This is a genomic window from Emticicia sp. W12TSBA100-4, assembly GCF_040253585.1.
Taxonomy (GTDB): domain Bacteria; phylum Bacteroidota; class Bacteroidia; order Cytophagales; family Spirosomataceae; genus Emticicia.
The window spans coordinates 176,937-201,924 of record NZ_JBELAU010000006.1; the positions used below are offsets into that span (position 1 = coordinate 176,937).

A 24,988-nucleotide genomic window follows, 5' to 3' on the forward strand; every position below is an offset into this window, starting at 1 on the left:
ATAAGAATGAAACAAATGAACATAACAATCGAACAAATAACAGCCCTTGCTCCAATTCCTGAAGATTTGCATGACGCTTTTCTCAGAGTTGCCAAAGGACTTACTGAGCGAGCCGAATATTCTGCCGAAAAGGTTTTGGGATTATTCGCTCAGATGCTCGAAAATCCAAAGAAGTTTGCCTATTCAAAGAATAAAGTAACCAATTTGGCTCAAAAAATTTACGAATTACAAAAACAAGGTATCGAAATAAATCTTACAGACGAAGGTCGTGCATACATTCCAAAAGAAGAATTTATGCAATTAGATGAAAAACCAAAGTCAACACCATGCGAATTTGATTTGCGAGATGAAAACGTAGCCTACACAATCTATGGCGAAAATTTCATTGAGCAAGGGGCTTTAAATCAGATGAATACGGCTGTAAGTTTGCCAATTTCAATAGCAGGTGCTTTAATGCCCGATGCACATCAGGGCTACGGTTTGCCAATTGGAGGAGTTCTGGCTACCGAAGCTGATAAAATCATTCCGTATGCAGTTGGTGTTGACATTGCTTGCCGCATGTGCTTATCAGTTTTTGATGTTTCGGCAGATGTATTCAAGCGTGAACCTCATCTTTTGAAACGAACGTTGCTCGAAAATACCAAATTTGGTATGGGGGGCGAAACTGCTCATAAATTTGATGAATCGGTAATGGATAAACCTGAATGGACAGCCACTAAGATTATCCGAGATTTGAAAGACAAAGCCTATCGCCAACTCGGAACATCGGGTACGGGCAATCACTTCGTAGAGTGGGGATTGTTAGAAATTTCCGAACAAGATGATTTACTCAACTTGCCAGTTGGAACATATTTGGCCTTACTTTCACACTCAGGTTCACGTGGTTTTGGTGGAACTGTTGCTGGACATTATTCAAAAATTGCCATGCAAAAAACTGTTTTACCAAAACAAGCGGCTCATTTGGCATGGCTCGATTTAAACACCGAAGAAGGTCAAGAATACTGGATAGCGATGAATTTGGCAGGCGATTACGCCTCGGCCAATCACCACGAAATTCATGCAAAAATCGCCAAAGCAATTTCCGAAAAACCATTAATAATGGTCGAAAACCACCATAATTTTGCATGGAAAGAGCAGCATAATGGAAAAGACGTTTTGGTTCACCGAAAAGGTGCAACGCCTGCGGGAATCAACGATTTGGGCATTATTCCGGGCTCAATGACAGCCCCAGGTTTTGTGGTGCGAGGTTTAGGAAATACTAACTCTATCAATTCAGCATCGCACGGAGCGGGACGTTTGATGAGCCGAACAGCAGCTTTTAATTCGGTCACCAAAAATTCGATGAATAAGATTTTGAACGAACACGGTATCGAACTCATCGGTGGAGATTTAGACGAAGCTCCAATGGTTTATAAAGACATCAACGATGTAATTGTCGCTCAAACTGATTTAGTAAAAGTATTGGCGAAATTCACTCCAAAAATTGTCCGAATGGCAGATGCAAATCGAAAGGAAGGCAGAGAAGATTGAAAAAAGCTGGGTAAAAATCGCCCAGCTTTTAAACATAACTATATTACTTTTTAAATATTTACTGTTTTACAATCGTAATCGGAACGCATATTTTTGGAGGACAAACCGAACAGTTAACTGGTGGTGAAACTGTTGTTGTGAGTTCACAACCATTGGCATCCAAAATTCTAATTGATTTAGAACCACTGTTTATCAAGCCCGCTAAAATAGGCGAACTTGGTACGTTATAATTATAAGTTACACCCGTCGAAACATTGTTTACAAACACAGTGTACGTAGTCCCGCTTCCACCAGATGGGTTTAAAACAATCGTAAATGTATCATCTGCCGATGTGCTTGGTGTTCCTGCGTTATTACAAATCGTTATCGCATTGGCCGACATTGGTGCTGGCTTAATTGTCACAGTTACTGTATCTCTATTCACACAACCTCCTGCACTCGTCACCGAAACAATATACTGAGTGGTAAATGTTGGATTTACCGTTATTGAGGCAGTTGTTGCTCCTGTACTCCATAATAAAGCCCCTGTTCCTGTTGCTGTTAAGGTAGTGGACGATGCTCCACAAATCTCCACATCAGCTCCAGCATTAATTGTAGGTAAAGGATTAACATTTACAATTACGGGGCAGCAATTTCCCGAAATACAACCAGAAGTCGAAGTAAAATTGACCGAATAGCTTCCTGTTTCTGTCACTGTAAGTGTAGCATTTGTTGCTCCCAAAATCAGTATGTTATCTTTATACCACTGATAACTTGGTGCGGTTCCTGGGGCTGTCAAAGTAAGCATTTGACCTTGACAAATCTGTATTGGTACCGAAACACAAGCACTTGCTATGTCATCTTCAGTAGTTAAACCATTGTTATAAGGAGAATCTGTATCCGTTTCGTTGGCTGATATAATTTCAGCTATATTGCTTAGTACACCTGTCGAATCAGCCTTGGCAGTAAGCTGTAATGATAAAACATTCGTTAATCCACCCAAAGCACTACCAACATTCCAAATACCAGTTGTAGGATTATAATTTGTTCCAGTAGCCGCCGAATGAGCAACATAAGTAAAACCCACTGGTAGTAAATCTTTTACTTTTAAACCCGTTGCATTCAGGGTTGTATTGTCTCTTGTAGCCGTAACCAAAAAAGTCACATTTGCACCTTGTATTGGCGTAGCATTATCTACTGCCTTCGTGAGCGAAATATCAATTAAGTTATTATCACAGGCATCAGGCACACCATCTCCATCAGCATCTAAGAGGTCATTCCCAGAGCATTTGTCCATACAATCTGGTACACCATCGCCGTCTCCATCTAATTTTACAAAGGCATAATATACATCATAAGCTGCAGCTAAACCAACAGAAACTAATCCTTGAACAACAATTCTTATTCTATTAAATGGCTTTGTTGATTTAAATCCGACTTGATAAATAGGTGATGCTCCACCAACTGCCACCGCCGAAAGAAGAGAATTTCCAGAAACACTTTCCTGAAAAGTTGAACCATTATAAGTTTCTATGGCAATACCTCCGAGTAAATTTAGTCCCAGAATTCCTGCATCATCAGATATAGCAAAGCCTGCAAAAGTTCCTACTGGATAGGTCGTAGAGGCCTCTACCTGAAGATAGCGAGAGCAGTTAACTCCAAGTAAGGGTACAGTGATGGTAGCAGCCAAAGTGGTATCACCAGTTACATTATTAGCATTAGTAATTCCTCCTCCCACACACACACCTCCTAATCCAGTCGTTGGATTACCAGTAGTCCTCGAACCCGTCAATGACAAAACACAATCTTTGGCACAATTTGCAGGACTTTCAAAAGCTCCATAAACCCGAATCGAAGTCAATGCTCCAATTACTCCATTCGACACCAACCGCACTTCATCAAAGTCTTCTGTTGTCACGAAACTCAATATTTGCTTTCCTTCCGAAGTACCTTGTAGCACAGATAAAGATAAAAGTGAACCTCCTCCACTAAACAACCCAGTTTCTTTTAGTAATCCATTTCGATAAGTTTCTACTTTAAGATTTCCCAAAATATTGGCATTGAGTAGCCCTCCGTCAGGCCCAATTATAAAACCTGCTTCATTCCCAGCAGGATAATACTGAAGCGAATCTTTTACAATAATAATAGGTGTATTATTAACTAAACTGACAGGCAATGTTGCTACTGCAAAATTACTTTGGTCGCCATCAATTATGTTAGAAGCGTTAGCCGTTCCACATAACAAACAAACTCCCCCGCCCGAGACGCTACCTATGTAAGCACCACGCCCAGCGATTGGATCCATGCAAATTCTGTTATTTTCAATAGTTTGTTGGGAAAAACCTTGAAAACAACTGACTAATAAAAATAGTTGAAATTTTAGAGTGAGTCCTTTTTTCATTTTGATAAGTTTTTATGGTGATAAAAAATTTATCGAAAAAAGGTATGTGTTTGATAAATAAATTCAACAATTTTGATTATTATTTGGAAAGCACTATAAGTCTAAGTTTTGTTGTTTTCTAATGACTAATCAGTGCTAAAAAACATTGGTTTAAAGTGAATAAAATGTTATTTTCTTTATACGTTGATTATTGAATTTACTGTCAAAAAACGGAGCAAATTTCGTGCCGTAAAAACAAAAAAACATAATATCTTTTTTTTGTTTTTTTCAAAAAAAAACTCTTCCTGCAAAAATACAAAAAGAGTCCTTAACCACTTATAATCAACGCCTTATTGATCTAATATCATCTCTGCTCCTTTCTCGGCAATCATATATACAGGAGCATTCGTATTCCCCGAAACAATAGTTGGCATGACTGAAGCATCAATTACTCTCAACCCTTCGATTCCTTTTACCCTAAGCTGGTCATCAACAACCGCCATTTCATCATTTCCCATCTTGCATGTTCCCACGGGATGATACACCGTTTCGAGTTGTTTTTTGAGGTGTAACATAATCGCATCGTCTGAACTCATATCGGGGGGGGTAATTTGTTTTTTTCGATAAACATCAAAAGCCGAAGCTTGCAGTACTTCAATGGCTTTTTTAGCAGCTTTCAAAAGCGTAATTTGGTCTTGTTCAGCTTCTAAAAAATTAGGTTGAATAATCGGAGCATCCATTGCATTATTACTTCCAAGAGTCACGTAACCTCTACTTTCTGGACGCAGAAGTGTTGGCAAAATTGTAAATCCATCATTATGAGGAAAGGTATTCATATCATAAAAATCATAATCGTAACCTTCGCCGACTTGCAATGAGGCAAAATGAAATTGATAATTTACTCGGTCGGGGCTATCATCTGTCATCCAAAATGCAGCCGACTCAAGTGGGCTAATCGTAAAAACACCTTTCTTGGTAAATACATATTTCATCAATCCCTTCAGTTGATTGAAAGTCTTTAAATGGTGATTTTGCCCAAACTCTTGATTAGATAAACAACTTACGCCCGAAAACAGATGGTCTTGCAGATTTTTGCCCACACCCGAAAGGTTTTTCTTACATACAATATTATGTTTGCTCAACTCATCGGCATCGCCCACGCCCGAAAGCATCAATATTTGTGGCGATGCAAACGCACCCGCCGACAAAATCACTTCTTTATTGGCAAAAGCTTTATCAGTATTGTTTTTGGCCGAAAAATACTCCACTCCTACAGCCCTATCATTTTCAATTAAAATCTGTTTTACTGGAGAATTTGTCTGAACTGTCAAGTTTTTTCGATGCATGACAGGCTTCAAAAATGCCGCAGCGGCACTGAATCTTTTTGCATCTTTAATCGTAAACTGCAAGCGGCTTGCACCTTCTTGGCTTTCACCATTATAATCATCGTTGCGTTTGATGCCCGACTCATCGCAAGCGGCTACAAAAGCATCCGAAAATGGTGTATCAAACCTCGTAGCATAAGTTACATTCAGCAAGCCATCTTTCCCATGATAAGCATTTGAAATCTGCTCATTAGCCTCTGATTTCTTGAAGTACGGTAAAATATCATCATATCCCCAACCTTTGTTACCCAATTTTGCCCAATCATTATAATCTTCTTTATTTCCACGCACGTAGGCCATTGCGTTGGTCGAGCTACTTCCGCCCAAAGTTCGGCCACGTGGCAAATATATTCTTCTATTCAATACGTGTTTTTGAGGTTCGGTACTAAAACCCCAATCGACTTCTGTCTTAAAGAGTTTGGGATAACCCGCTGGAATATGTATTTCCATTTTTTTGTCTGGTCCACCAGCTTCCAATAACAAAACCTTATTGTTAGGGTTTTCGGAAAGCCGATTAGCCAAGACACAGCCTGCCGAACCAGCTCCTATAATAATGAAGTCGTAACGCATAATTTATAGTTTGTTAGGTTGAAATAAATATAATTTTGAATGAGAGAATGATAGAATGAGTGAATATAAGAAAATATAGGTTATTTAGGTCTATTCTATCATTGAAGCATTCGCTCATTCAATCATTAAATTTACGGTGAAAGTCTTTCAATTTTCCAATCGTCACCAACTTTCGTAAACAAAATTCGGTCGTGTAAACGATTCGGGCGACCTTGCCAAAATTCAATTCTCTCGGGTTTTACACAATACCCACCCCAATGAGCAGGTCTTGGAATTATTTCGAGGTCTTTAAACTCATTTTCCAGCTCTGCTAAACGTTTCTCAATTACTTCTCTACCTGCAATTACCGAACTTTGGTTCGATACCCAAGCTCCAATCTGACTACCCCTTGGACGTGAATGAAAATACTCATCCGATTCAACTCCACTCACTTTTTCGATGCTTCCTTCGATACGCACTTGACGCTCCAAATCTCCCCAAAAAAATGTCAACGACGCAAAAGGTGTTTCGGCCACTTCATTCCCTTTATTACTTTTATAATTTGTATAGAAAGTAAAGCCGTTTTCGTCGAAACCTTTCAATAAAACAATCCTTCCATGAGCCCTGCCTCCTGAAACCGTTGATAGTGTCATGGCATTGGGTTCTAAAATTTGGGCATTCAAAGCCTCCGAAAACCACTTCCCAAATTGTTTAATCGGATTCTCTAAAACATTTTCCTCTAACAGTTCGTTTCGAGTATATGATTGCCTAAGAGCAGCTACATCTGTTTTATTCATTAGTTTGCAACGTTTTTAAGTTTTTTTTCGTATATAACATATATATAAGGAATGAAGTTTGTGAAACCTACGGTAATTCCTCTATAAATTTATTACATTTGCAAATCTAATGAGAACTTTTTAGAACATTAAAAAATGACCAATAAAGAATTGGATTTGACAGAAAATGCCACGGATGCTACTGCCAACGAAGAAACCACCTCGGCAACAGTAGAAAATTCTACAGAAAATGTAGATAGTAAAACCATTGAGGAAACAGCCAAAGATAATATGAACGAGCAAAAAGACACAATCGAAAACGCAACCGAAAATGCGGTTGAAGAAGCAGTAAACACCGTTGAGAATACAGCAACCGAGACAATTGACACACTTACAGAAGTGGCAAGCGAAACTATTGCAGAGGTAGAAAGTGTGGCGTCGGAAATAACGGAAGCAGTAGAAAGTACCATTGAAGAAACTCCAGTAGCCGAAGCACCTGCTCCAGTAGAAGAGCCAGTAGCAGTTGCTCATAGCGAAGATATAATTGCTTCGATTGAGCCATTGGCCGACGAAGCAGAATTGGCCATTGAGCCAATCGAAGAGGTTACTCCTCAAGAAGATGTTGATTACAGCAGCTTCACAAAAAAAGATTTTGTTGACCTCGGAGAAAAGCTTTTGGCTTCAATCAAGGCAGAAGGCGTAAGCGTATCAGATGTGAAAAATGCTGATGTGGTGATGCGTGAAATCAAGCCAATTTTTGATGACTTAAAAGCCCGTGAAAAAGCCGAGGCTTTGAAAAAATATATTACTGACAATGGCAACAACGAAGGCTTTGAATACAAAAACGATAACTTCGTAGTTCGTTTCGAGTCGTTGAATGCTCAAATCAGAGACGCTAAAAACTCATTCTTCCAAAAAATCGAAAGATTAAAAGAAGATTATTTTGAGCGTAAAACCCAATTATTACAACGTCTTCGTGAAGTTGTTGATGAAGAAGAGAAAGGCGGTACAAAAAGTAACTGGCAAGAATTTAAGAAGATTCAAGAAGATTGGAAAAATGCAGGAAATGTAAATTCTCCGCACAATACAACACTTTGGTCGGCTTATAATGCTTTGGTTGATAGATATTTCAGTATTCGCCATATTCAAAACGAACTCAAAGACCTCGACCGTAAGAAAAACTTTACAGCTAAGGCTGACATCGTTGTAAAAATCGAAGCAATTGCTCAAGGAATCGAAGATGGTGGTCTGAGCAATACTACTTTACGCCAAGCAAACGATCTGTTGGAAGAATACAAACACATTGGTCCTGCCGCTCGTGAAGCACAAGATGAGCTTTGGAAGCGTTTGAAGGCAGCCTTTGATATTATTCACAACAAACGTCGTGAGCAATCGGCCCAAACCAATCAACTACAAGAAGAAATCTACGCAGCGAAACTTCGTTTAGTAGAAAATCTTAAACCATACATCGAGTTCAACACCGATAGCATCAACGAATGGAATGCCAAAACTAAAGAGGTAATGGCTATTCAAGACCAATGGAATGCTATTAAAGGTGCAATGCCAAAAGAAAAAGGCAAAGACATCAGTCGTGATTTCTGGGGTTTATTGAAAACTTTCTTCCGTAATAAAGGCGATTTCTTTGCAAAATTAGAAGCTCAAAGAGAAGAAAACCTCAAAGCTAAAACCGCTCTTTGTGAACAAGTTGAGACTTTGGTAGCTTCAGAAGATTATTCGGCATCTTTTACAGATAAAGTAGTTGAACTTCAGAAAACTTGGAAAACCATTGGGCACGTTCCAGAAAAAATGAAAGATAAAATCTACGAGCGATTCAAAAAAGCTTGTGATGAGTTTTTCAACGGAAAACGTGCCAAAGGCAACGCCATTGAATTAGAATACGAAGAAAACTTAAAGCAAAAAATTGCTATCTGCGAAGAAATCGAAGCTTTGGCCAAAAGCGGAGATACGCAACTTGGTAAACTTTCTGAGTTCAAAGCTCAATATAATGCCATCGGTTTTGTGCCTCGCAAAGAAATGCAAAATATCCAACGCCGCTTCGTTGATGCTATCAATTCATTCGTGAAAGGCAGCACAGGCATCAGCGGTGCAGAAAAAGAGAAAATGGTACTCCAAAACGAAGTTGAGGTTGTAACCAAAGGTGATAAAGGTGGCTCGAAAGAGTTGGATAAGAAAGAAAACGATATTCGTCGTAAAATGAAAGCCATCGAAGATGACATACATTTATGGCAAAACAATATCGAGTTCTTTGCTCGTTCTAAAAACGCAGCTTCGGTTCGTGCCGAGTACGAAACCAAAATAAAAGGTGCAGAAAAAGAACTGGCCGAATTAAAACAAAAATTAAAAATTATCATCGCCGCTGGCGAATAATTCATACAAAAAATAGAGGTATCGGCAGGTGCCTCTATTTTTTTTGAAAAATTTTTACTTTTTAAATCACTGACTTCCAAATACTTACCTCAAAGTTGTGCAAAAAGCTTAAAAAAAGTTTATAAAACACTTGCGTAATATTTAATATCACACTAATTTTGCACCACAATAACAGAGAGACGAACACAATTCAAAACTCTCTTATCGTAAATTGCCTCCATAGCTCAGCTGATAGAGCAACTGACTTGTAATCAGTAGGTCGCTGGTTTGATCCCGGCTGGGGGCTCTTAAAAATAGAGCAACTGACTTGTAATCAGTAGATCGCTGCGGGGTCTCCCGTGCAATTTGATCCTGTCTGGGTGCTCTAAAGTTAACAGAATACTTTTCAAAAATTTTGTATTATATAGTAAGCCTCCATAGCTCAGCTGATAGAGCAACTGACTTGTAATCAGTAGGTCGCTGGTTTGATCCCGGCTGGGGGCTCTTAAAAAGGATTTCAAGAAATTGAAATCCTTTTTTGCTTTTATACGTTTATTTACAAAATAATCGCTCCCAAAAATGAAAAAAAAGATTTTCAAAATACTAAAATATTCATTCTTGGGTTTATTGGTGGCGTTGATACTTTTCATTGCTTTCAATCTTGATTCTTCTGTCTATGCTTATCGACAAGCCAAAGGGCAATTAAAAATCATTTTCAATACTCGTCCTGTCAGTGAAGTTTTAGCCGATAAATCTTTTCCTGATTCTCTAAAAAAACGAATTTTATTAATTGAAGAAATAAAACGCTTTGCGGTTGATTCGTTGGGGCTGAATCCATCGGATAACTATACCACTTTCTACGACCAACACCAAAAGCCAATCTTGTGGGTGATTACAGCCTGCGAGCCATTTGAGTTGAAAGCTCGAAAATGGGATTTCCCGATTGTGGGAACATTTAGCTACAAAGGCCATTTTGAAAAAGTCATTGCCGATGCCGAACTCAGCGAACTAAAAAAGCAAGGTTTTGATACGCAACTCAATGAAGTATCGGCTTGGAGTACGCTTGGCTACTTGAAAGACCCAATTTTAAGCTCAATGCTTGAAAAATCTGAAGGGCGTTTGGCGGCACTGATAATTCACGAGCTAACGCATGGTACGCTTTTTGTAAAAAACAATTTAGAGTTTAATGAAAATCTGGCAGACTTTGTGGGAGACTACGGAGCGATACGTTTTCTGACAAGTAAATATGGCAAAAATTCCAAAGAATTGGAGCGTTATCAATTCTCGAAAAAGTACAGTGATGCGTATAGCCAGCACTTATTGAGAGGAGCAAAGAAATTGGATAGTTTGTATAAGAATTTCGATAAACAAATGACGATTCAAGAAAAGAAACGTCAGAAGATAGAAATGATAAGTACAATTATAAATAAGAGCGATACACTATTGGCAGGAGAATTTCAGAAACGATTAATTAGTCGCAAGAAATGGGCTTTAAACGACAATAACTTGCCTAATAATGCGTATTTTATTGGGTATCTGACTTATCAGAGCAAACAGAACCAGTTTAAAGACGAATTTGTTAAAGAGTATAAAGGCAACTTTAATAATTATTTAACGTATCTAAAGAATAAATATCCAAGTAGCATTGTTTTCTAAATAACAGCCTCATTCACAATTTTAAAACAAAATGAGTTTTCTAAAAAAAATCTTATTTTTATTCATAATCGTCACTACCAGTTCATTTGTAGTGAGCGATAGCTATCGCTATTTGCCAAATCATGCGTTTAAGGCGGGTGAGTATTTTGAATATAAAGTAAAATATGGTTTTTTGAACGTCGGTGAAGCAACTGTTGATGTGAGTCCACAAATTTATTCGGTCAATAATCGTCCGTGCTATCGGGTTAATATCTTTGGGCGTACTACTGGTTTTACCGACCTTTTCCGCATACGTAATACCTATCGCTCCTACTTGGATACATCGGCTATTTTACCACAAAAATTCTTGATGGATTTACAAGAAAATAGCTATCATAAAGAACAAACGATTACTTTCGACCACACAACCAATGCAGCAGTTAGGGAACAGAACAAAGAGCGTAAAAACTTTAAGCTACCTGATAATGTACACGATGTGGTTTCGGGATATTATTTCTTGCGTACGATTGATTTCACTAAAGTCAAAATTGGTGAAACGGTTTCATCAAATATGTTTTTTGATGATGAAATCTACAATATGAAAGTAAAATACAACGGAAAAGGTGTTATTCGGACAAAATATGGCAAAATCAATGTCATAAAACTGAATCCGATTTTACCTAAAAATAAAATGTTTGATGGTGAAGATGCGATCAGGATTTGGGTTTCTGACGATAAGAATCGTGTACCGATAAAAATTGAAGTTGAGTTTACGGTTGGAAGTGCCACAATGGAATTGAAAAATTATAAAAATACTAAGTATCAGTTTGATTGGCAGTAAGTGGTTACTGGTTGTCTGTTACTGGAAATTGGTTATTAGAAACAATTATTTTAAGATTTTGTAGTACCAATCATAAAAAATGCCTCCTCTAAATGAGAAGGCATTTTTTGTTTTATCTACGTCCGTGACTTCTGCTACCTCTGCTACCTCTGCTATCGCCTCTATAACTCCGATTTTGATAACCATAATTTCGATGTCGATTATAATTATACCTATAAGAATACCTTCTTGGTGGAGCTACATAAACCCGTACCTGTGGCCTTACATAAGGTCGATAGCCATAATAAGGTCTTGAATGATAACGGTCACGATGAGCATATCCGCTATAAAAACAACTCGACAGACTAAGCGACAATAAAGCAAAAATACCAGCTAAAGTCAGCAAACGAAGTTTCGATTGATTTTTCATAATTCTAACATTTTTTATTGTAGATGCTTGAAAACGCAAAAAGGTTGCATTTCATATATAATTAGACAATTTTAATTAGACTTACCCTCATTTACGAACCCAAATTTTGATTAAATTGCATAGAATATCAACTAATCTCTAATTAATGGCTTTAACCGAATCAAATATGCTACCAATCGGGACTATCGCACCCGATTTTAGTTTGAAAGATACTGTATCCGATAAAATCCTGTCAGTCAATGACTTATTCTCCGATAAAGCAACGATTGTCATGTTTATTTGTAATCATTGTCCATACGTAATTCATGTAAAAGACGAGTTGGTTAGACTGGCCCATGATTATCAGCCCAAAGGGGTTAAACTGGTGGCAATTAGTTCGAATGATATTGAAAAATACCCTCAAGATGGCCCTGAAGCCATGAAGGTTTTCGCAAAAGAATCAGGTTTTACATTTCCGTATCTTTATGATGAAACCCAAGAAATAGCACGAGCTTACGATGCTGCTTGCACCCCTGACTTCTACATCTTTGATGGAGCGAAAAAACTGCGTTATCGAGGGCGTTTGGATGAATCTCGCCCAAGAGTAGAAAACCCTAAGCCTGTTACTGGAAAAGATTTGCGAGGAGCTTTAGACGCAATTCTATCCAATCAGTCTATTCCGAAAATACAGTTTCCGAGCATGGGCTGTAATATTAAATGGAAAATTTAAACACTTCATAAAATCACTATACCTAAAACCTTATAATGTCTCAATCAACCACTTCCCAAAAATACCGTTCATTTTCACTACTGTTTATTTTCTTTTTTTCGGGCTTTGCAGCCCTCATTTATCAAGTAATTTGGCAACGTTGGTTGGTATTTTACACAGGAATCAGTTCGGTTAGCATCAGCCTAATAGTTTCGGCATTTATGGCTGGCTTGGGTTTGGGCTATTTAGCTGGTGGTCAAATTGCAGATAAAGTGGGTAAAAACAAGCCGATTTTGTTTTTTGTCTTAGCCGAAATCGGTATTGGAGTTTTTGCATTGGTCAGTAAATCAATCATTTATGATTGGCTATATCAATCAAATGCTCTGGCAGGCGGTTCGCCTTTTCAAACCTACCTAACTCTATTTCTGATTTTACTCTTTCCAACATTTTTGATGGGGCTTTCTCTGCCCCTACTTTCAAAGGCATTTGAGCAAAAAAATGCTGAGAATCAGGCCAGTTACATTAGTTTATTATATTTTACGAATACACTCGGAGCAGCAGCAGGAACTTTCATTACAACATTCATCCTGATTAGAGTTATGGGGTTTGAAAATGCCGTACGTTTGGGAGCTTCTTTCAATTTTTTGTGTGCAATCACTGCTGGTGTAATTTATTATTTTCAAACTCAAAATTCTGCTGTCGAAGATTCTCTTATCCAAGCAAAAACGTCGGAAGCATCAAAAGGCTCATTTTCGTGGAATAAGAATTTCATTTATTGGATTCTTCAATATACAGCATCGGGTTTTATGGCTATTTGCTTTGAAATTATTTGGTTTAGAATGATTGAAACCATGATGAAATCCATTGCCCTGACGTTTTCAATCATCTTGACTATCTATTTGGCAATGATGGCAATTGGCACATATACGGGTGTAAAAATGGCCAAAAGACTCCCAAATAATCGGCTAAAATTATTCTTGAATACTCAGTATGTTTTGTATTTCTATTCAGTAGGAGCAATTTTATTGTTGCAATGGGCGGTTTCTGATGTTTCGGCACTTTCGTTTTTGTTTGAATACTTCAAAAGCTACGAAACATCTTTTGCTCCAAAAATTGCGTTCTCGACTATGGCAGTAATTCCATTTTTCTTAATGGCAGTACCAACATTTATAATGGGTTTTAGTTTTACGCTTTCACAATTAATTATTCAAGATAAATTTGATGAAGTTGGTCGAAAAGTGGGTTGGTTGCAATTTGTGAATATCGTAGGTTCTACGATTGGAGCTTGGTTTGTAACACTCATTGGTTTTAATCATCTCGGTACGGCTCTGACTATCAAGCTGATAAGTCTCATTGGTTTAGTTTATGTGATAGCCTTACACCGAAATAAATTCAATAGTTTATTGTCAAGAATTCTGATGGGAGTATCGTTGATTTTAGTCATTTCACTGCTGCCAAACAACGAAAAACTTTGGATGAAATTTAGTGGAATGGCCGATGAGAAAAGTTTTATTGTCGAGGAAGACGAAACGGCTCTATCATTTATAAAAACACTCGGCGAAGAATCTTACGTTTATGTCAACGGTTTGGGGCAAAGTATGTTTCCATTTAATCGAGATATTACTCACTTTACATTGGGGGCTGTTCCTGCATTGATTCACCCTAATCCCGAAGACATTGGTATAGTTGGCTTGGGTTCGGCCTGTACACTTTATAATGCTGGTGGACGTGTCGAAACTAAATCTTTGGATTGTTTTGAGGTTATCGTAAATCAGCCAAAAGCAGTAAATGAATATGTAAAACGCACAAAAGATAGCACTGCACTATACATCATCAATGATAAACGAGTAAATGTAATTTTGCAAGATGGACGATACTATCTGCACCAAAACCCTAAATTATATGATATTTTGGAAGCTGATGCTTTACGTCCGAAATCTTCTTATTCGGGAAATCTGTATTCGGTTGAGTATTTTAAATTGCTAAAATCAAGGCTCAAAAAAGGCGGAATGGCTATTACTTGGGGTGCAACTGGGCGTATAAGAAATGGTTTTGCTGAAGTTTTTCCGTACATCTACGAGATTGATAGCTTTATGATTATCGGTACTGACCAACCTTTAGAATTTGACGAAAAGAAAATTTTTGAACGCTTAGAAAACTCTTTCACCAAAAATCATTACGGACGTGCAGGTATAAAAGTGCGAGAAAATTTAGAAAAAGTACTAAACAAACGAGTAATATTACAAAATGGCACTACTAAAATTTCAAAATCTTTTAACTCAGATATGTGGCCAAAAGATGAATTTGATTATGGTAAACTTTGGGAGAAAATTCTGGGTAAAGAAGACTGATTTTTTAATCATATCTCTATTTTTTTGAATTTTAACGTTTACTTTCAACCAAAGCAATGTTATGTATTCACGAATTCTTATCGCTATCTGTTTAGTTTTTGTTTTGGCTTGTGACAAAACCGAAACACCAACACCTGTTGATACAACTTGGCAGCCAAGCACAATTGATGGACAGTTTGTATTTAATACTTTCAAAAGTGCAGGGCTTGGTGGCAGCAGAGGTAAAATACAAAAATGGCCTCAAAGCGAAGTTTATTACTGGTTTGATACCGAAGGTTCTGGCACAAATAGCCTCGTTGCGATTTCAGACAGTGTTTTTGCCCAAATTAATCAATTTAGTAAATCGGCAAAGTTTATCAAGACTACTGATGAATCAAAAGCAAATATAAAGATTTTCTCAGGACGTGATACTGAGTTTGAAGCAAAATATAAAATGAGTTTGCAAGGAGAATTACAAGTTGGTGGAACTGCTTTTATGTCGATTTCGAGCAGTAAACAAGAAATTGAGAAAGTTGTTGTTTGGGTAACGAGTGTGTTTCCGTCACTCGATCGCCGATTAATTACACGCCACGAAATTGGACACGCAATTGGTTTCTCGCATGTACCAACCAAACGCTCAATCATGTGGGATACGATAGATTTAGAATATAACCCAACTGCATTTACCGAAGTTGATAATAATTATATCAAAATCCTCTACGATACACGAGCCAAAGCTGGCATGGCCCACGAAGAGTTATTTCCTGTTTATATGGATGTGTTGAAGTGAATTGTTTTAGAATAGATTAAATTTTATATTTGATTAGAAAAAGATAGAAAGATGAATATTTTAGAAAGAATTACAATTAATCCTAACATTTGTCATGGAAAACCGTGTATCAGAGGAATGCGTTGGACAGTTGAAATAATTATTGATTTATTAGGTTCAGGAATGAGCATCAATGAGATCATTGAAGACCATCCAGAACTGGAAAAAGAAGATATTTTTGCAAGTTTGCAATATGCAAAAATGCTTGTTGCTGGTCATACTCTGAAAATTGCTGCTTGATATGAAATTTTTATGTGATGTACATATTTCGTATAAAGTCTGTAAATCTTTAGAACAGTCTGGACATCAAGCAATCCATGTAAATACTATCCTCGATAAATGGTTTACCGAGGATTCCGCAATTTGTGAATATGCTGACCAAAATGATTATATTGTAATAACCAAAGATGAGGATTTCAGAGCAACTTTTTTACTCAAGAAAAAGCCAAAAAAATTAATAAGAATTATCTTAGGTAACATATCAAATCAAGATTTAATAAAAACTTTAGTAGCTTGTCTTTCAACGATTGAAAAATTAAATACAAGTGAATATTTGTTTATGGAAATAGGTGAAGAAATAAACGTATTTTATCCATAAAAAAACTCCTGCAAGAAAATCATCTCGCAGGAGTTTCACACTACTAAACCTAATCTAATTTACCCTATACTACTTATAAGACCTCTTCTACTGAAGCGATATTTTCAAATAAAATTTCACCTTCTGGGCCAAGTTCCATCATCACTACCGAATCTTTCTGCACTTTCCCAGCCAAAATTTCTTTCGATAATTCGTTCAAAACTCTGCGTTGTAGTACTCGTTTGAGCGGTCTTGCTCCGAATGTTATATCATATCCTTCTTCGCCCAGTTTATCCAAAACTGCGTCTGATGCTTCGAGTGTAATGCCTTGTTCGGCCAAACGAGCTTGGATTTGTTTAAACTGAATCTGCACAATTCGACGGATATTGATTTTTGTCAACGGGTCGAATAATACGATTTCATCGATACGATTCAAAAACTCTGGTCTGACCGATGCTTTTAGCAAATTCATAACATCGTTTTTGGCTTCTTCTTTATAGAATAACTGCCAAGCTCTATCATCCCCTTTCGACTCAAGGCATTTATCTTGAATAAAATGACTACCAATATTCGAGGTCATTATCACAATCGTATTTTTGAAATTGGCAGTTCGGCCTTTATTATCGGTCAAACGTCCTTCGTCAAGCACTTGTAATAAAATATTCCATACATCAGGGTGAGCCTTTTCGATTTCGTCCAACAAAATCACACTGTATGGTTTGCGTCTTACGGCCTCAGTTAATTGTCCTCCTTCTTCATAACCCACGTATCCTGGAGGCGAACCCACCAAACGGCTCACGGCATGGCGTTCTTGGTACTCACTCATGTCGATTCTCACCATTGCCGAATCATCATTGAATAAATATTCGGCCAAAGCCTTTGCCAATTCAGTTTTACCAACACCCGTACTTCCCAAAAATAAGAAACTACCAATCGGCTTTTTAGGGTCTTGCATACCTGCACGAGAGCGACGCACCGCATCGGCAACCAACTCAATGGCTTCCTCCTGCCCTGCAACTCTACGACGTAGTTCATCTTCCAAATGCAATAATTTTTCACGTTCACTTTGCAACATTTTTGTTACAGGAACACCCGTCCAACGAGCTACGATTTCAGCAATATTCTCGGCTGTCACTTCCTCATTTAACAAATTATTGGCTGGTTGTTGCTCATTTTTTTTCTGAATCTCATTTAGACGATTATTGGTTTCAATCAATTTACCGTAGCGAATCTCGGCCACTTTTCCATAATCGCCCGCACGTTCGGCTTGGTCTGCTTCGAGTTTTAGTTGCTCAACTTGCTCTTTCAATGAGCGAAGTTCATTCAACGAACCTTTTTCATTTTCCCATTTTGCCTTCAAATCGTCACGTTTTTCGCTTAAATCAGCAATGTCTTTATTCAAAACTGACTCTTTTTCACGGTTATTTTCACGACGAATCGCTTCTCGCTCAATTTCGAGCTGCATGATTTTACGATTCAATTCATCTAATTCTTCAGGCATTGAATCCATTTCGAGGCGAAGTTTCGATGCCGCTTCATCCATCAAATCAATGGCTTTATCGGGCAAAAATCTATCCGAAATATATCTATCCGAAAGTTCAACGGCCGCAATCACGGCATCATCTTGGATTCTTACACCGTGGTGTAATTCGTATTTATCTTTGATTCCTCGCAAAATCGAAATCGCATCTTGCACATTTGGTTCATCAACCACCACTGTTTGAAAACGACGTTCGAGAGCTTTGTCTTTCTCAATATATTTTTGGTATTCGTTGAGTGTTGTTGCACCAATTGTGTGCAATTCACCACGAGAAAGAGCAGGTTTCAATAAGTTTGCGGCATCCATCGCTCCTTCTCCGCCAGCACCAGCCCCCACAAGCGTATGAATTTCATCAATAAACAAAATCATTTCTCCGTCTGAGTCAGTCACTTCCTTGATTACGGCTTTCAGACGTTCTTCAAACTCACCTTTATATTTTGCACCCGCGATCAACAAACCCATATCAAGCGATACGATGGTTTTTGATTTTAAGTTTTCGGGAACATCACCCGATACAATTCTTTGTGCTAAACCTTCTACGATGGCGGTTTTTCCGACACCTGGTTCACCTAACAAAATTGGGTTATTTTTGGTACGGCGTGAGAGAATCTGCAAAACTCGGCGGATTTCTTCGTCACGGCCAATTACGGGGTCAATTTTGCCTTTTCGTGCCAAATCATTCAGATTTTTGCTGTATCGAGAAAGGGCTTGGTAAGTATTTTCGGCGTTTTGGTCTTTCACGGTGTTGTTTCCTCTTAGTTCTTTAATGGCTACTTTTAAGTTTTTTTCATTCAAATTATTCTCTTTCAACAAACTCGCTACCGAGTCTTTTCCTGCGGCCAAACTTAAAAGTAAGAGTTCGACACTCACAAATTCATCACCAAACTCTTTCATCAAATTGGTGGCTTTGCTCAAGGCTTGAGCAGTATCATTGCTCAAATATAATTGGCTGGCGTCGCCCGAAACTTTCGGATAAGCTGACACAATATTTTCGAGCTTTGCTTGTATAGTTTCTTTGTTGACTGCCGCTTTATTTAACAAAAAAGTAGCAGTATTGGCATCTTCTTCCAAAATTGCTTTCAGAATATGCCCAGTTTCAATTGCCTGTTGACCATTTCCGAGGGCAATCTCGGAAGCCTTCTGAATCACTTCTTGGACTTTGATGGTATATTGATTAAAATTCATCGTTTTTATGTTTTTTTAGTAGCACAAGTTTTCAGCTTGTCACCCACAGATTTTTATAATTGTGTGATGGCAATCATATCATCAAAAAGTATGCAGATGTGTATTTTTCGGAAATAATGACCGAAAAATCGCCAAAAACTCAAATAAATAACGACAAAAAGGCAGAAGTAAGCTAAATGACGAAAATACAAGATGACAAAAATGCAAAAGAGCAAAACAACCGAAGTCATTTTGCTCTTAAAATAGTTATATAGTTTGTTTAGAGAAGTCTCTTAGAAAAATCTTGAAAATGCTGTAATCACAAATACAAAAATCGAAGCCCACATTGGTACACGGCGTGCTTTGTAAGTTGCTTCTTGAAATGCCTTTAGATATTCTAAACGCATCCACACTCCTACTGCCAACAATAAGCAAAAAGTAGAACTTGCAAACTTAAATGCCATTGCGTGCATTGGCTCTAATGAAAAGTACAAGAAGATATTTACTAATAAAAGTAGGATTCCAAGAAGAGCGAATACCTTAAATGACCATGTGTAAGTTTCTTTGTCTATGTTATTTCTCATGATTTTGCTGTTTTGTGGTACAAATATAGAAGATTAATTTGATACCTGTCAAGTATTTTATTTAAAATTTTGCTAAAATAACATATTACCAAATAATATTTGGCACACATTCTTTTTATAGTAAATTAAAATATTGGAATAGTACAATATTATTTTTAACAAAAAGCCAATTATATGTTTCAATTTTAACCTTTTATTACAAAAAAGTATCATTTCACAGAAAAACAGGTTTCAAGCAAATAATAAACTTTCAACCTAAACATATCACTTTTCTTATAAAGTCAGCGATAAGATATAAAATATGAACTATTGTAAAATTGATTTATTCAATCTTTGCACAAAGATTCTCAAGAATTGATTTCTCGTTTCGAGAAACTTTCTTTTACTTTGAATATGTTATCAGAAAAACATACATTAAACAGATGAAAGTAGAATTAGTAAGAGTCGATGACGCCTTCCATTTTGAAGCCGTCGGTACAGCAGGTACTGTCAACCACATGGATGCTAATGTTGACATTGGCGGACATAATTTAGGTGCAAGACCAATGGAAATGCTTCTGATGGGCTTGGGTGGCTGCACGGCAATTGACGTAATCTTAATTTTGAAAAAACAACGCCAAGTCATCGAAGACCTCCGAATTTCGGTAGATGGCGAACGAGTGAAAATAGAAGGAACAGAGATGAGTCCATTTCGTAAGATAAATATTCATTTTGCATTTAAGGGTCAGCTCGACCAGGCAAAAGTTGAGCGTGCCATTCAACTTTCGATGGAGAAATACTGCTCGGCAACGGCACAGTTTAGCCCAACTGCCGAAATTACGCATACTTTATCTATCAATTAATTTCCAAGCGAAGTATTGGTATAGTATTTGAGATTCAAAAAGTAATTTATTACTTTTTAAAATCACAAAATATTATAAACATGAGAAAGTTAATCGTAGTTTTGGCATTGGTAGTATCGGCAGCCACTGTTGTTTTGGCAGTTGAGAAAGAAAAAGGTGGTCGCAAAGCCCGCAAAGAAGCAGCAAAAAAAGAAATGAAATGCTGCGATAAAGAAATGGCAAAGGAATGCAAAAAAGAAAGCAAAGCTTGTAGCGAAAAGAAAGCAGAATAACAATCTTATTTTCTATAATCAATTGAGTACCCAAAGGTCAATGAGCAATCGTTGACCTTTTTTAGTATATTCCATTGCTTTAGGTATCATTTTTTCTTAATTTGGCATAATTATACTACCTACATTTTATGAGTCCGAAGGTGTCTTTACGGAAAAACATACACAGTATTCTTGAAATTACTTGGCATCGAAAACTCGGTTTGAGTTTTTGGGTAAATATATTTCTCACCCTAATTATTTCTCTCAATGCGATAGCTATTATTTTAGATACTGTTCCGAGGATTCATGATAATTATCACCAAATTTTACTTGACTTTGAGGTATTTTCGGTTATCGTTTTTACTATCGAATATATACTACGTTTATGGTCTTGTGTTGAAAATCCAGCCTTTTCTCATCCAGTCAAAGGTCGATTAAAATTTATTCTTTCGGCCTGGGGCTTGGTTGATTTACTTTCTATTGCTCCATTTTATGTATCCATTTTCATCACTGATTTAGGGTTTATCCGTATTCTTCGCCTACTCCGAATGCTTCGTTTATTCAGAGTAAGTAAATATTTCCATGCCTTGCGAGTGATTCAAAAAGTAATGAAAGAGAAACAAGAGGAACTCGTATTAAGCTTTGTTTTTATAGTTTTTGTGCTAATTATTTCGTCGAGTACGCTATATTATTTTGAACATGAAGTACAACCACAAAAATTTTCAAGTATTCCAGAGTCAATGTGGTGGGGCGTTAATGCCATGACAACCGTCGGTGATGCTGATTTTCGCCCCATAACACCAATGGGAAAAATAATAGGAGGCTTAATAGCTATACTTGGGGTTGCACTCTTTGCTTTACCAACTGGTATTTTGGCCTCAGGATTTGCCGAACAAATGCGAGGAAACAGACAAAAAATCAAATGTCCACATTGTGGAAGTGAGTTTCATCATTCACATACTGCTAATCCTTAAAATAATCTTCAAAAAAAATAGAATTAATATTTTACTGGTACCTTTAAATTGTTTTTCGATACAGCCCTGCTTATCTTTGCACAAAAAAACTTCTTCGTGCAATTCGATAACTCAAAAAAACTCGGTATTCTTGGCGGTGGCCAATTGGGCAGAATGATTATACAAGCTGCCATTGATTTTGACTTCACCATAAAATCGCTCGACCCTGACCCCAATGCACCTTGCAAACACATTGCTCATGAATTTGTAAATGGTTCGCTGAAAGATTACGATACAGTAATGGCTTTTGGGCAAGACTGCGATATTATTACGATTGAAATTGAAAACGTAAATATTGAAGCACTCGAAACATTTGAGAAACAAGGCAAATTGGTCTATCCGCAACCTTCAGTTCTCCGTTTGATTCAAGATAAACGCATTCAAAAACAGTTCTATAAAGAGAATAACCTTCCGACTGCCGATTTTATTCTTACTGAAAATCAAGCTGATGTGAAAAATTATATTGATTTTCTACCAGCAGTTCATAAACTCGGCACTGGTGGCTACGATGGTAAAGGTGTTCAAGTTCTACGCTCTGAAGCCGATTTAGCCAAAGCATTCGAGCAGCCAAGTGTGTTGGAAAAAATGATTGATTTTGAGAAAGAATTAGCAGTGATTGTGGCACGAAATCCAAGTGGAGAAATCAAAACTTTTCCAGTTGTTGAAATGGTGTTTCATCCAGAAGCCAATTTAGTTGAATACCTATTTGCTCCTGCCGAAATTTCAACCGAAATAGAAACACAAGCTGAGCAAGTAGCTATCAAAACAGCTGAAGCCTTTGGTGTAGTTGGCTTGTTGGCAGTTGAAATGTTTTTAACAAGAGATGGACAGATTTTAATCAATGAAGTTGCACCTCGCCCACATAATAGCGGTCACCAAAGCATCAGAGCCAATGATGTTTCGCAATATGAGCAACATCTAAGAGCCATTTTTGATTTGCCTTTGGGAAGTACAAAAGCACATTCTAAAGCAGCTATGGTCAATCTATTAGGCGAAGATGGCTATTCGGGCGAGGCTGTCTATGAAGGCATGAACGAAGTTTTAGCAGTCGAAGGTGTGCATCCATTTTTATATGGGAAGAAAACAACAAAGCCTTTCCGCAAAATGGGACATATAACGATTATCGACCAAAATTTTGATAAATTAAAAGAAAAGGTCATTTTTGTAAAAGAAAAATTAAAAGTAATAGCGAAATGAATTGAGAATTGTTAATTGAGAATTGATAATTAAACTAATTTTAAATAGTGCGATTCTAAAATCATTCTCCATTCTCCATTCTTAACTCTCAATTTAAAAAGATGGTAGGAATTATAATGGGTAGTTTATCCGACTGGAAAATAATGTCGGCAGCAGTTGAAATATTAGAACAATTCGGAATTCCTTACGAAAAAGAAGTTGTTTCGGCACACCGCACACCACAGAAAATGCTTGATTATGCTCTTTCGGCTCGTAAAAGAGGCTTGAAAGTAATCATTGCTGGTGCGGGTGGAGCAGCTCATTTACCAGGAATGGTCTCATCGAGTACAACTTTGCCGGTGATTGGCGTGCCAATTAAATCAAGCAATTCGATTGACGGTTGGGATTCTATTTTGTCGATTCTGCAAATGCCTGCAGGTGTGCCTGTAGCAACTGTTTCGCTCAATGGAGCAAAAAATGCGGGAATTTTAGCCGCACAGATTTTGGGTGCAAACGATGAAGAAATTGCAAAGAAATTACGAGCATACAGCGAAGGTCTGAAAGATTTGGTTGAAGAAATGAATGAGGAACTAAAAAAAACGGTATAAGCTCAAACGTAAATACCCTATAATTGAATTGATATGCAGATATTTATAGTTATTTTAGCCATTTATAATTATCCAATCTCAATTATACGTTAATTAAAGCACTTGTTTTCCTATTTATAAATTAAAACACCTTTTCCCATGCAGTTCGAAGACCGAGAAAATCGAGAACAACGTAATGAACGTCCCAAAGAGCCTGCTCGTAATCTGCCAATGGCGGTTTTATTAGTTCTTGTGGGTATTATTTGTGCTTTACTTTACATTGGATGGAAGTATATGTCAGATGATACTTCAGGGGGTGATGACCTAACCGCAGTTCCTGCTGATACTGTGGCCAAAGCCATTGGTAATCAGCCAGAAGAGGAAGAAAAAACTCTTACTGAAACAACAAACAATACTACTCCAACTGCTAATGGTTTACCTGAAGTTTCTGTACCAAAAGTAGGCGATAAGAATGAAGCAACAGCTGTAAAGGAAGAAAAACCTAAAGAAGAGAAGCCAAAAGAGGAAAAACCAAAGGAAGAAAAGCCTAAAGTTGAAATTCCTGCGGGTGGAGAAACATATACACATACAGTTGGCGAAGGGGAAACTTTCTTTGGTATTGCCAATCGCTATAACATTAAGAAAGAAACATTGAAAGCAATGAATCCTGGGGTTGATGAAAGCGGCATTAAGATTGGAGTTACTAAACTTAAAGTTCGTATCAAAGCCGTTCATACAGTAGGCCCGGGTGATATTATTAGAGTGGTGAGCAATAAGTATGGTGTTTCTCAAACACTCATCATGCAAGCCAACAAAAAGACTAAAAACTACGCCGCTCGTGGCGAAAAATTGATAATTCCATTTGCTGAGAAGCAGTAGTATTTAATCGAGATATTTAAGAAAAGCCATCTTTCGAGGTGGCTTTTTTTATGAATATATCTTAAAACAATCATTGCTAATCATAGGTTTAGAAAATTTTTATTTTAAGCTGTAACACTCACCCACTTTTTCGCATCTAACAGGCAAAAACTCAAAACCTTTTGAAATATGAAAAAGTATTACAGACTTGAACAAGCCTTACTATTGCTTTTTATTATAGTTGGTGGTATTGAAGTGGGTGGAGGTCTATACGAAATTCGGGTTATACAACCACTTATACTTCATTCTCAACCAGAATCAGTATGGAAATTTAGTTTACTACGTACCCAATATCCCGAATTTGCTATTAATCCGGGATTTAAATTTTGGAAATTCACATCTCCATTTATTCTTATCTCAGCGATTGGTTTGTTAATTCTATCATTCAAAACAAATAAAATACAACAGCGTTTTTTTCTACTAATTTCTACACTCTTGATTATTTGTTTTGTAACCACTTTATTTTATTTTGCCCCTACTACTGGTAAAATCATGGATAGTGCAAAGTTAAAGCTAAATGCAGAGGAAACCACTTCGATAGTTCTAATGTGGACAAGGTTAAATTGGCTACGATTAGTATTTTATATGACAGCTTGGTTGACAGCATTAAAAACTTGGAGAGAAAATAAATTATAAGT

22 protein-coding genes and 2 tRNA genes are annotated in these 24,988 nt (G+C 37.3%); 18 read left to right on the plus strand and 6 right to left on the minus strand.

Going from position 1 to position 24,988, the window contains the following annotated elements:
• Nucleotides 1–15 precede the first annotated feature (15 nt).
• Nucleotides 16–1,530, plus strand: coding sequence for an RtcB family protein (locus ABR854_RS09975; RefSeq protein ID WP_350265252.1), 1,515 nt, complete (start codon nt 16–18; stop codon nt 1,528–1,530).
• Nucleotides 1,531–1,588: 58 nt separating this feature from the next.
• On the opposite strand, the gene ABR854_RS09980 is transcribed toward ABR854_RS09975, so the two are convergent.
• The 3 genes from ABR854_RS09980 to pdxH form a co-directional block, all read right to left on the minus strand.
• Nucleotides 1,589–3,910, minus strand: a complete 2,322-nt coding sequence (locus tag ABR854_RS09980) for an Ig-like domain-containing protein (RefSeq protein WP_350265253.1) — start codon at nt 3,908–3,910, stop codon at nt 1,589–1,591.
• Between the two features lie 329 nt (nt 3,911–4,239).
• Nucleotides 4,240–5,844 carry a GMC family oxidoreductase gene (locus tag ABR854_RS09985; RefSeq protein ID WP_350265254.1) on the minus strand — a complete coding sequence of 535 codons (1,605 nt, stop codon included), beginning with the start codon at nt 5,842–5,844 and terminating at the stop codon, nt 4,240–4,242.
• A gap of 131 nt (nt 5,845–5,975) precedes the next feature.
• A complete protein-coding gene (pdxH, locus tag ABR854_RS09990) occupies nt 5,976–6,620 on the minus strand; it encodes a pyridoxamine 5'-phosphate oxidase (protein WP_350265255.1) in 645 nt (214 codons plus the stop codon).
• 135 nt (nt 6,621–6,755) lie between these two features.
• On the opposite strand from pdxH, the gene ABR854_RS09995 reads away from it, so the two are divergent.
• From ABR854_RS09995 to ABR854_RS10015, 5 genes are all read left to right on the plus strand, one after another.
• The gene (locus ABR854_RS09995; RefSeq protein WP_350265256.1) at nt 6,756–8,987 is read left to right on the plus strand and encodes a DUF349 domain-containing protein; all 2,232 of its coding nucleotides are present in this window, start codon (nt 6,756–6,758) and stop codon (nt 8,985–8,987) included.
• Nucleotides 8,988–9,200: 213 nt separating this feature from the next.
• Nucleotides 9,201–9,273, plus strand: a tRNA-Thr gene (locus ABR854_RS10000).
• 124 nt (nt 9,274–9,397) lie between these two features.
• Nucleotides 9,398–9,470: transfer RNA gene (locus tag ABR854_RS10005), tRNA-Thr, on the plus strand.
• A 75-nt stretch (nt 9,471–9,545) separates the two neighbouring features.
• Nucleotides 9,546–10,622 carry an aminopeptidase gene (locus ABR854_RS10010; RefSeq protein ID WP_350265257.1) on the plus strand — a complete coding sequence of 359 codons (1,077 nt, stop codon included), beginning with the start codon at nt 9,546–9,548 and terminating at the stop codon, nt 10,620–10,622.
• 31 nt (nt 10,623–10,653) lie between these two features.
• A complete protein-coding gene (locus ABR854_RS10015; RefSeq protein ID WP_350265258.1) occupies nt 10,654–11,442 on the plus strand; it encodes a DUF3108 domain-containing protein in 789 nt (262 codons plus the stop codon).
• A 112-nt stretch (nt 11,443–11,554) separates the two neighbouring features.
• On the opposite strand, the gene ABR854_RS10020 is transcribed toward ABR854_RS10015, so the two are convergent.
• A complete protein-coding gene (locus ABR854_RS10020) occupies nt 11,555–11,851 on the minus strand; it encodes a hypothetical protein (RefSeq protein ID WP_350265259.1) in 297 nt (98 codons plus the stop codon).
• A 145-nt stretch (nt 11,852–11,996) separates the two neighbouring features.
• Between ABR854_RS10020 and ABR854_RS10025 the strand changes: the two genes are divergently transcribed.
• From ABR854_RS10025 to ABR854_RS10045, 5 genes are all read left to right on the plus strand, one after another.
• Nucleotides 11,997–12,560, plus strand: a complete 564-nt coding sequence (locus tag ABR854_RS10025) for a thioredoxin family protein (protein WP_350265260.1) — start codon at nt 11,997–11,999, stop codon at nt 12,558–12,560.
• A 35-nt stretch (nt 12,561–12,595) separates the two neighbouring features.
• A complete protein-coding gene (locus tag ABR854_RS10030; protein WP_350265261.1) occupies nt 12,596–14,890 on the plus strand; it encodes a fused MFS/spermidine synthase in 2,295 nt (764 codons plus the stop codon).
• 61 nt (nt 14,891–14,951) lie between these two features.
• Nucleotides 14,952–15,659 (plus strand): matrixin family metalloprotease, encoded by a 708-nt coding sequence (locus tag ABR854_RS10035; protein WP_350265262.1) that lies wholly within the window; start codon nt 14,952–14,954, stop codon nt 15,657–15,659.
• 51 nt (nt 15,660–15,710) lie between these two features.
• Entirely contained in the window at nt 15,711–15,938 is a 228-nt protein-coding gene (locus ABR854_RS10040) for a DUF433 domain-containing protein (RefSeq protein ID WP_350265263.1), read from the plus strand.
• A gap of 1 nt (nt 15,939) precedes the next feature.
• Nucleotides 15,940–16,296 carry a DUF5615 family PIN-like protein gene (locus ABR854_RS10045; RefSeq protein ID WP_350265264.1) on the plus strand — a complete coding sequence of 119 codons (357 nt, stop codon included), beginning with the start codon at nt 15,940–15,942 and terminating at the stop codon, nt 16,294–16,296.
• Between the two features lie 73 nt (nt 16,297–16,369).
• Here the strand turns inward: ABR854_RS10045 and clpB are convergent, their stop codons facing one another.
• Together clpB and ABR854_RS10055 are read right to left on the minus strand one after the other, a co-directional pair.
• Entirely contained in the window at nt 16,370–19,000 is a 2,631-nt protein-coding gene (gene clpB / locus ABR854_RS10050; protein WP_350265265.1) for an ATP-dependent chaperone ClpB, read from the minus strand.
• Nucleotides 19,001–19,272: 272 nt separating this feature from the next.
• Nucleotides 19,273–19,563 carry a hypothetical protein gene (locus ABR854_RS10055; RefSeq protein WP_350265266.1) on the minus strand — a complete coding sequence of 97 codons (291 nt, stop codon included), beginning with the start codon at nt 19,561–19,563 and terminating at the stop codon, nt 19,273–19,275.
• A gap of 422 nt (nt 19,564–19,985) precedes the next feature.
• Between ABR854_RS10055 and ABR854_RS10060 the strand changes: the two genes are divergently transcribed.
• From ABR854_RS10060 to ABR854_RS10090, 7 genes are all read left to right on the plus strand, one after another.
• On the plus strand, nt 19,986–20,405 hold the full coding sequence (locus ABR854_RS10060) for an OsmC family protein (RefSeq protein ID WP_350265267.1): 420 nt from the start codon (nt 19,986–19,988) through the stop codon (nt 20,403–20,405).
• A gap of 80 nt (nt 20,406–20,485) precedes the next feature.
• On the plus strand, nt 20,486–20,677 hold the full coding sequence (locus ABR854_RS10065) for a hypothetical protein (RefSeq protein ID WP_350265268.1): 192 nt from the start codon (nt 20,486–20,488) through the stop codon (nt 20,675–20,677).
• 128 nt (nt 20,678–20,805) lie between these two features.
• Nucleotides 20,806–21,630 (plus strand): ion transporter, encoded by an 825-nt coding sequence (locus ABR854_RS10070; protein WP_350265269.1) that lies wholly within the window; start codon nt 20,806–20,808, stop codon nt 21,628–21,630.
• Between the two features lie 96 nt (nt 21,631–21,726).
• On the plus strand, nt 21,727–22,866 hold the full coding sequence (locus tag ABR854_RS10075; RefSeq protein ID WP_350265270.1) for a 5-(carboxyamino)imidazole ribonucleotide synthase: 1,140 nt from the start codon (nt 21,727–21,729) through the stop codon (nt 22,864–22,866).
• 101 nt (nt 22,867–22,967) lie between these two features.
• Nucleotides 22,968–23,453, plus strand: coding sequence for a 5-(carboxyamino)imidazole ribonucleotide mutase (purE, locus tag ABR854_RS10080; protein ID WP_064198467.1), 486 nt, complete (start codon nt 22,968–22,970; stop codon nt 23,451–23,453).
• Nucleotides 23,454–23,591: 138 nt separating this feature from the next.
• Nucleotides 23,592–24,311 carry a LysM peptidoglycan-binding domain-containing protein gene (locus ABR854_RS10085; RefSeq protein ID WP_350265271.1) on the plus strand — a complete coding sequence of 240 codons (720 nt, stop codon included), beginning with the start codon at nt 23,592–23,594 and terminating at the stop codon, nt 24,309–24,311.
• A 168-nt stretch (nt 24,312–24,479) separates the two neighbouring features.
• The gene (locus ABR854_RS10090; RefSeq protein ID WP_350265272.1) at nt 24,480–24,986 is read left to right on the plus strand and encodes an anthrone oxygenase family protein; all 507 of its coding nucleotides are present in this window, start codon (nt 24,480–24,482) and stop codon (nt 24,984–24,986) included.
• The last annotated feature ends 2 nt before the right edge of the window (nt 24,987–24,988 follow it).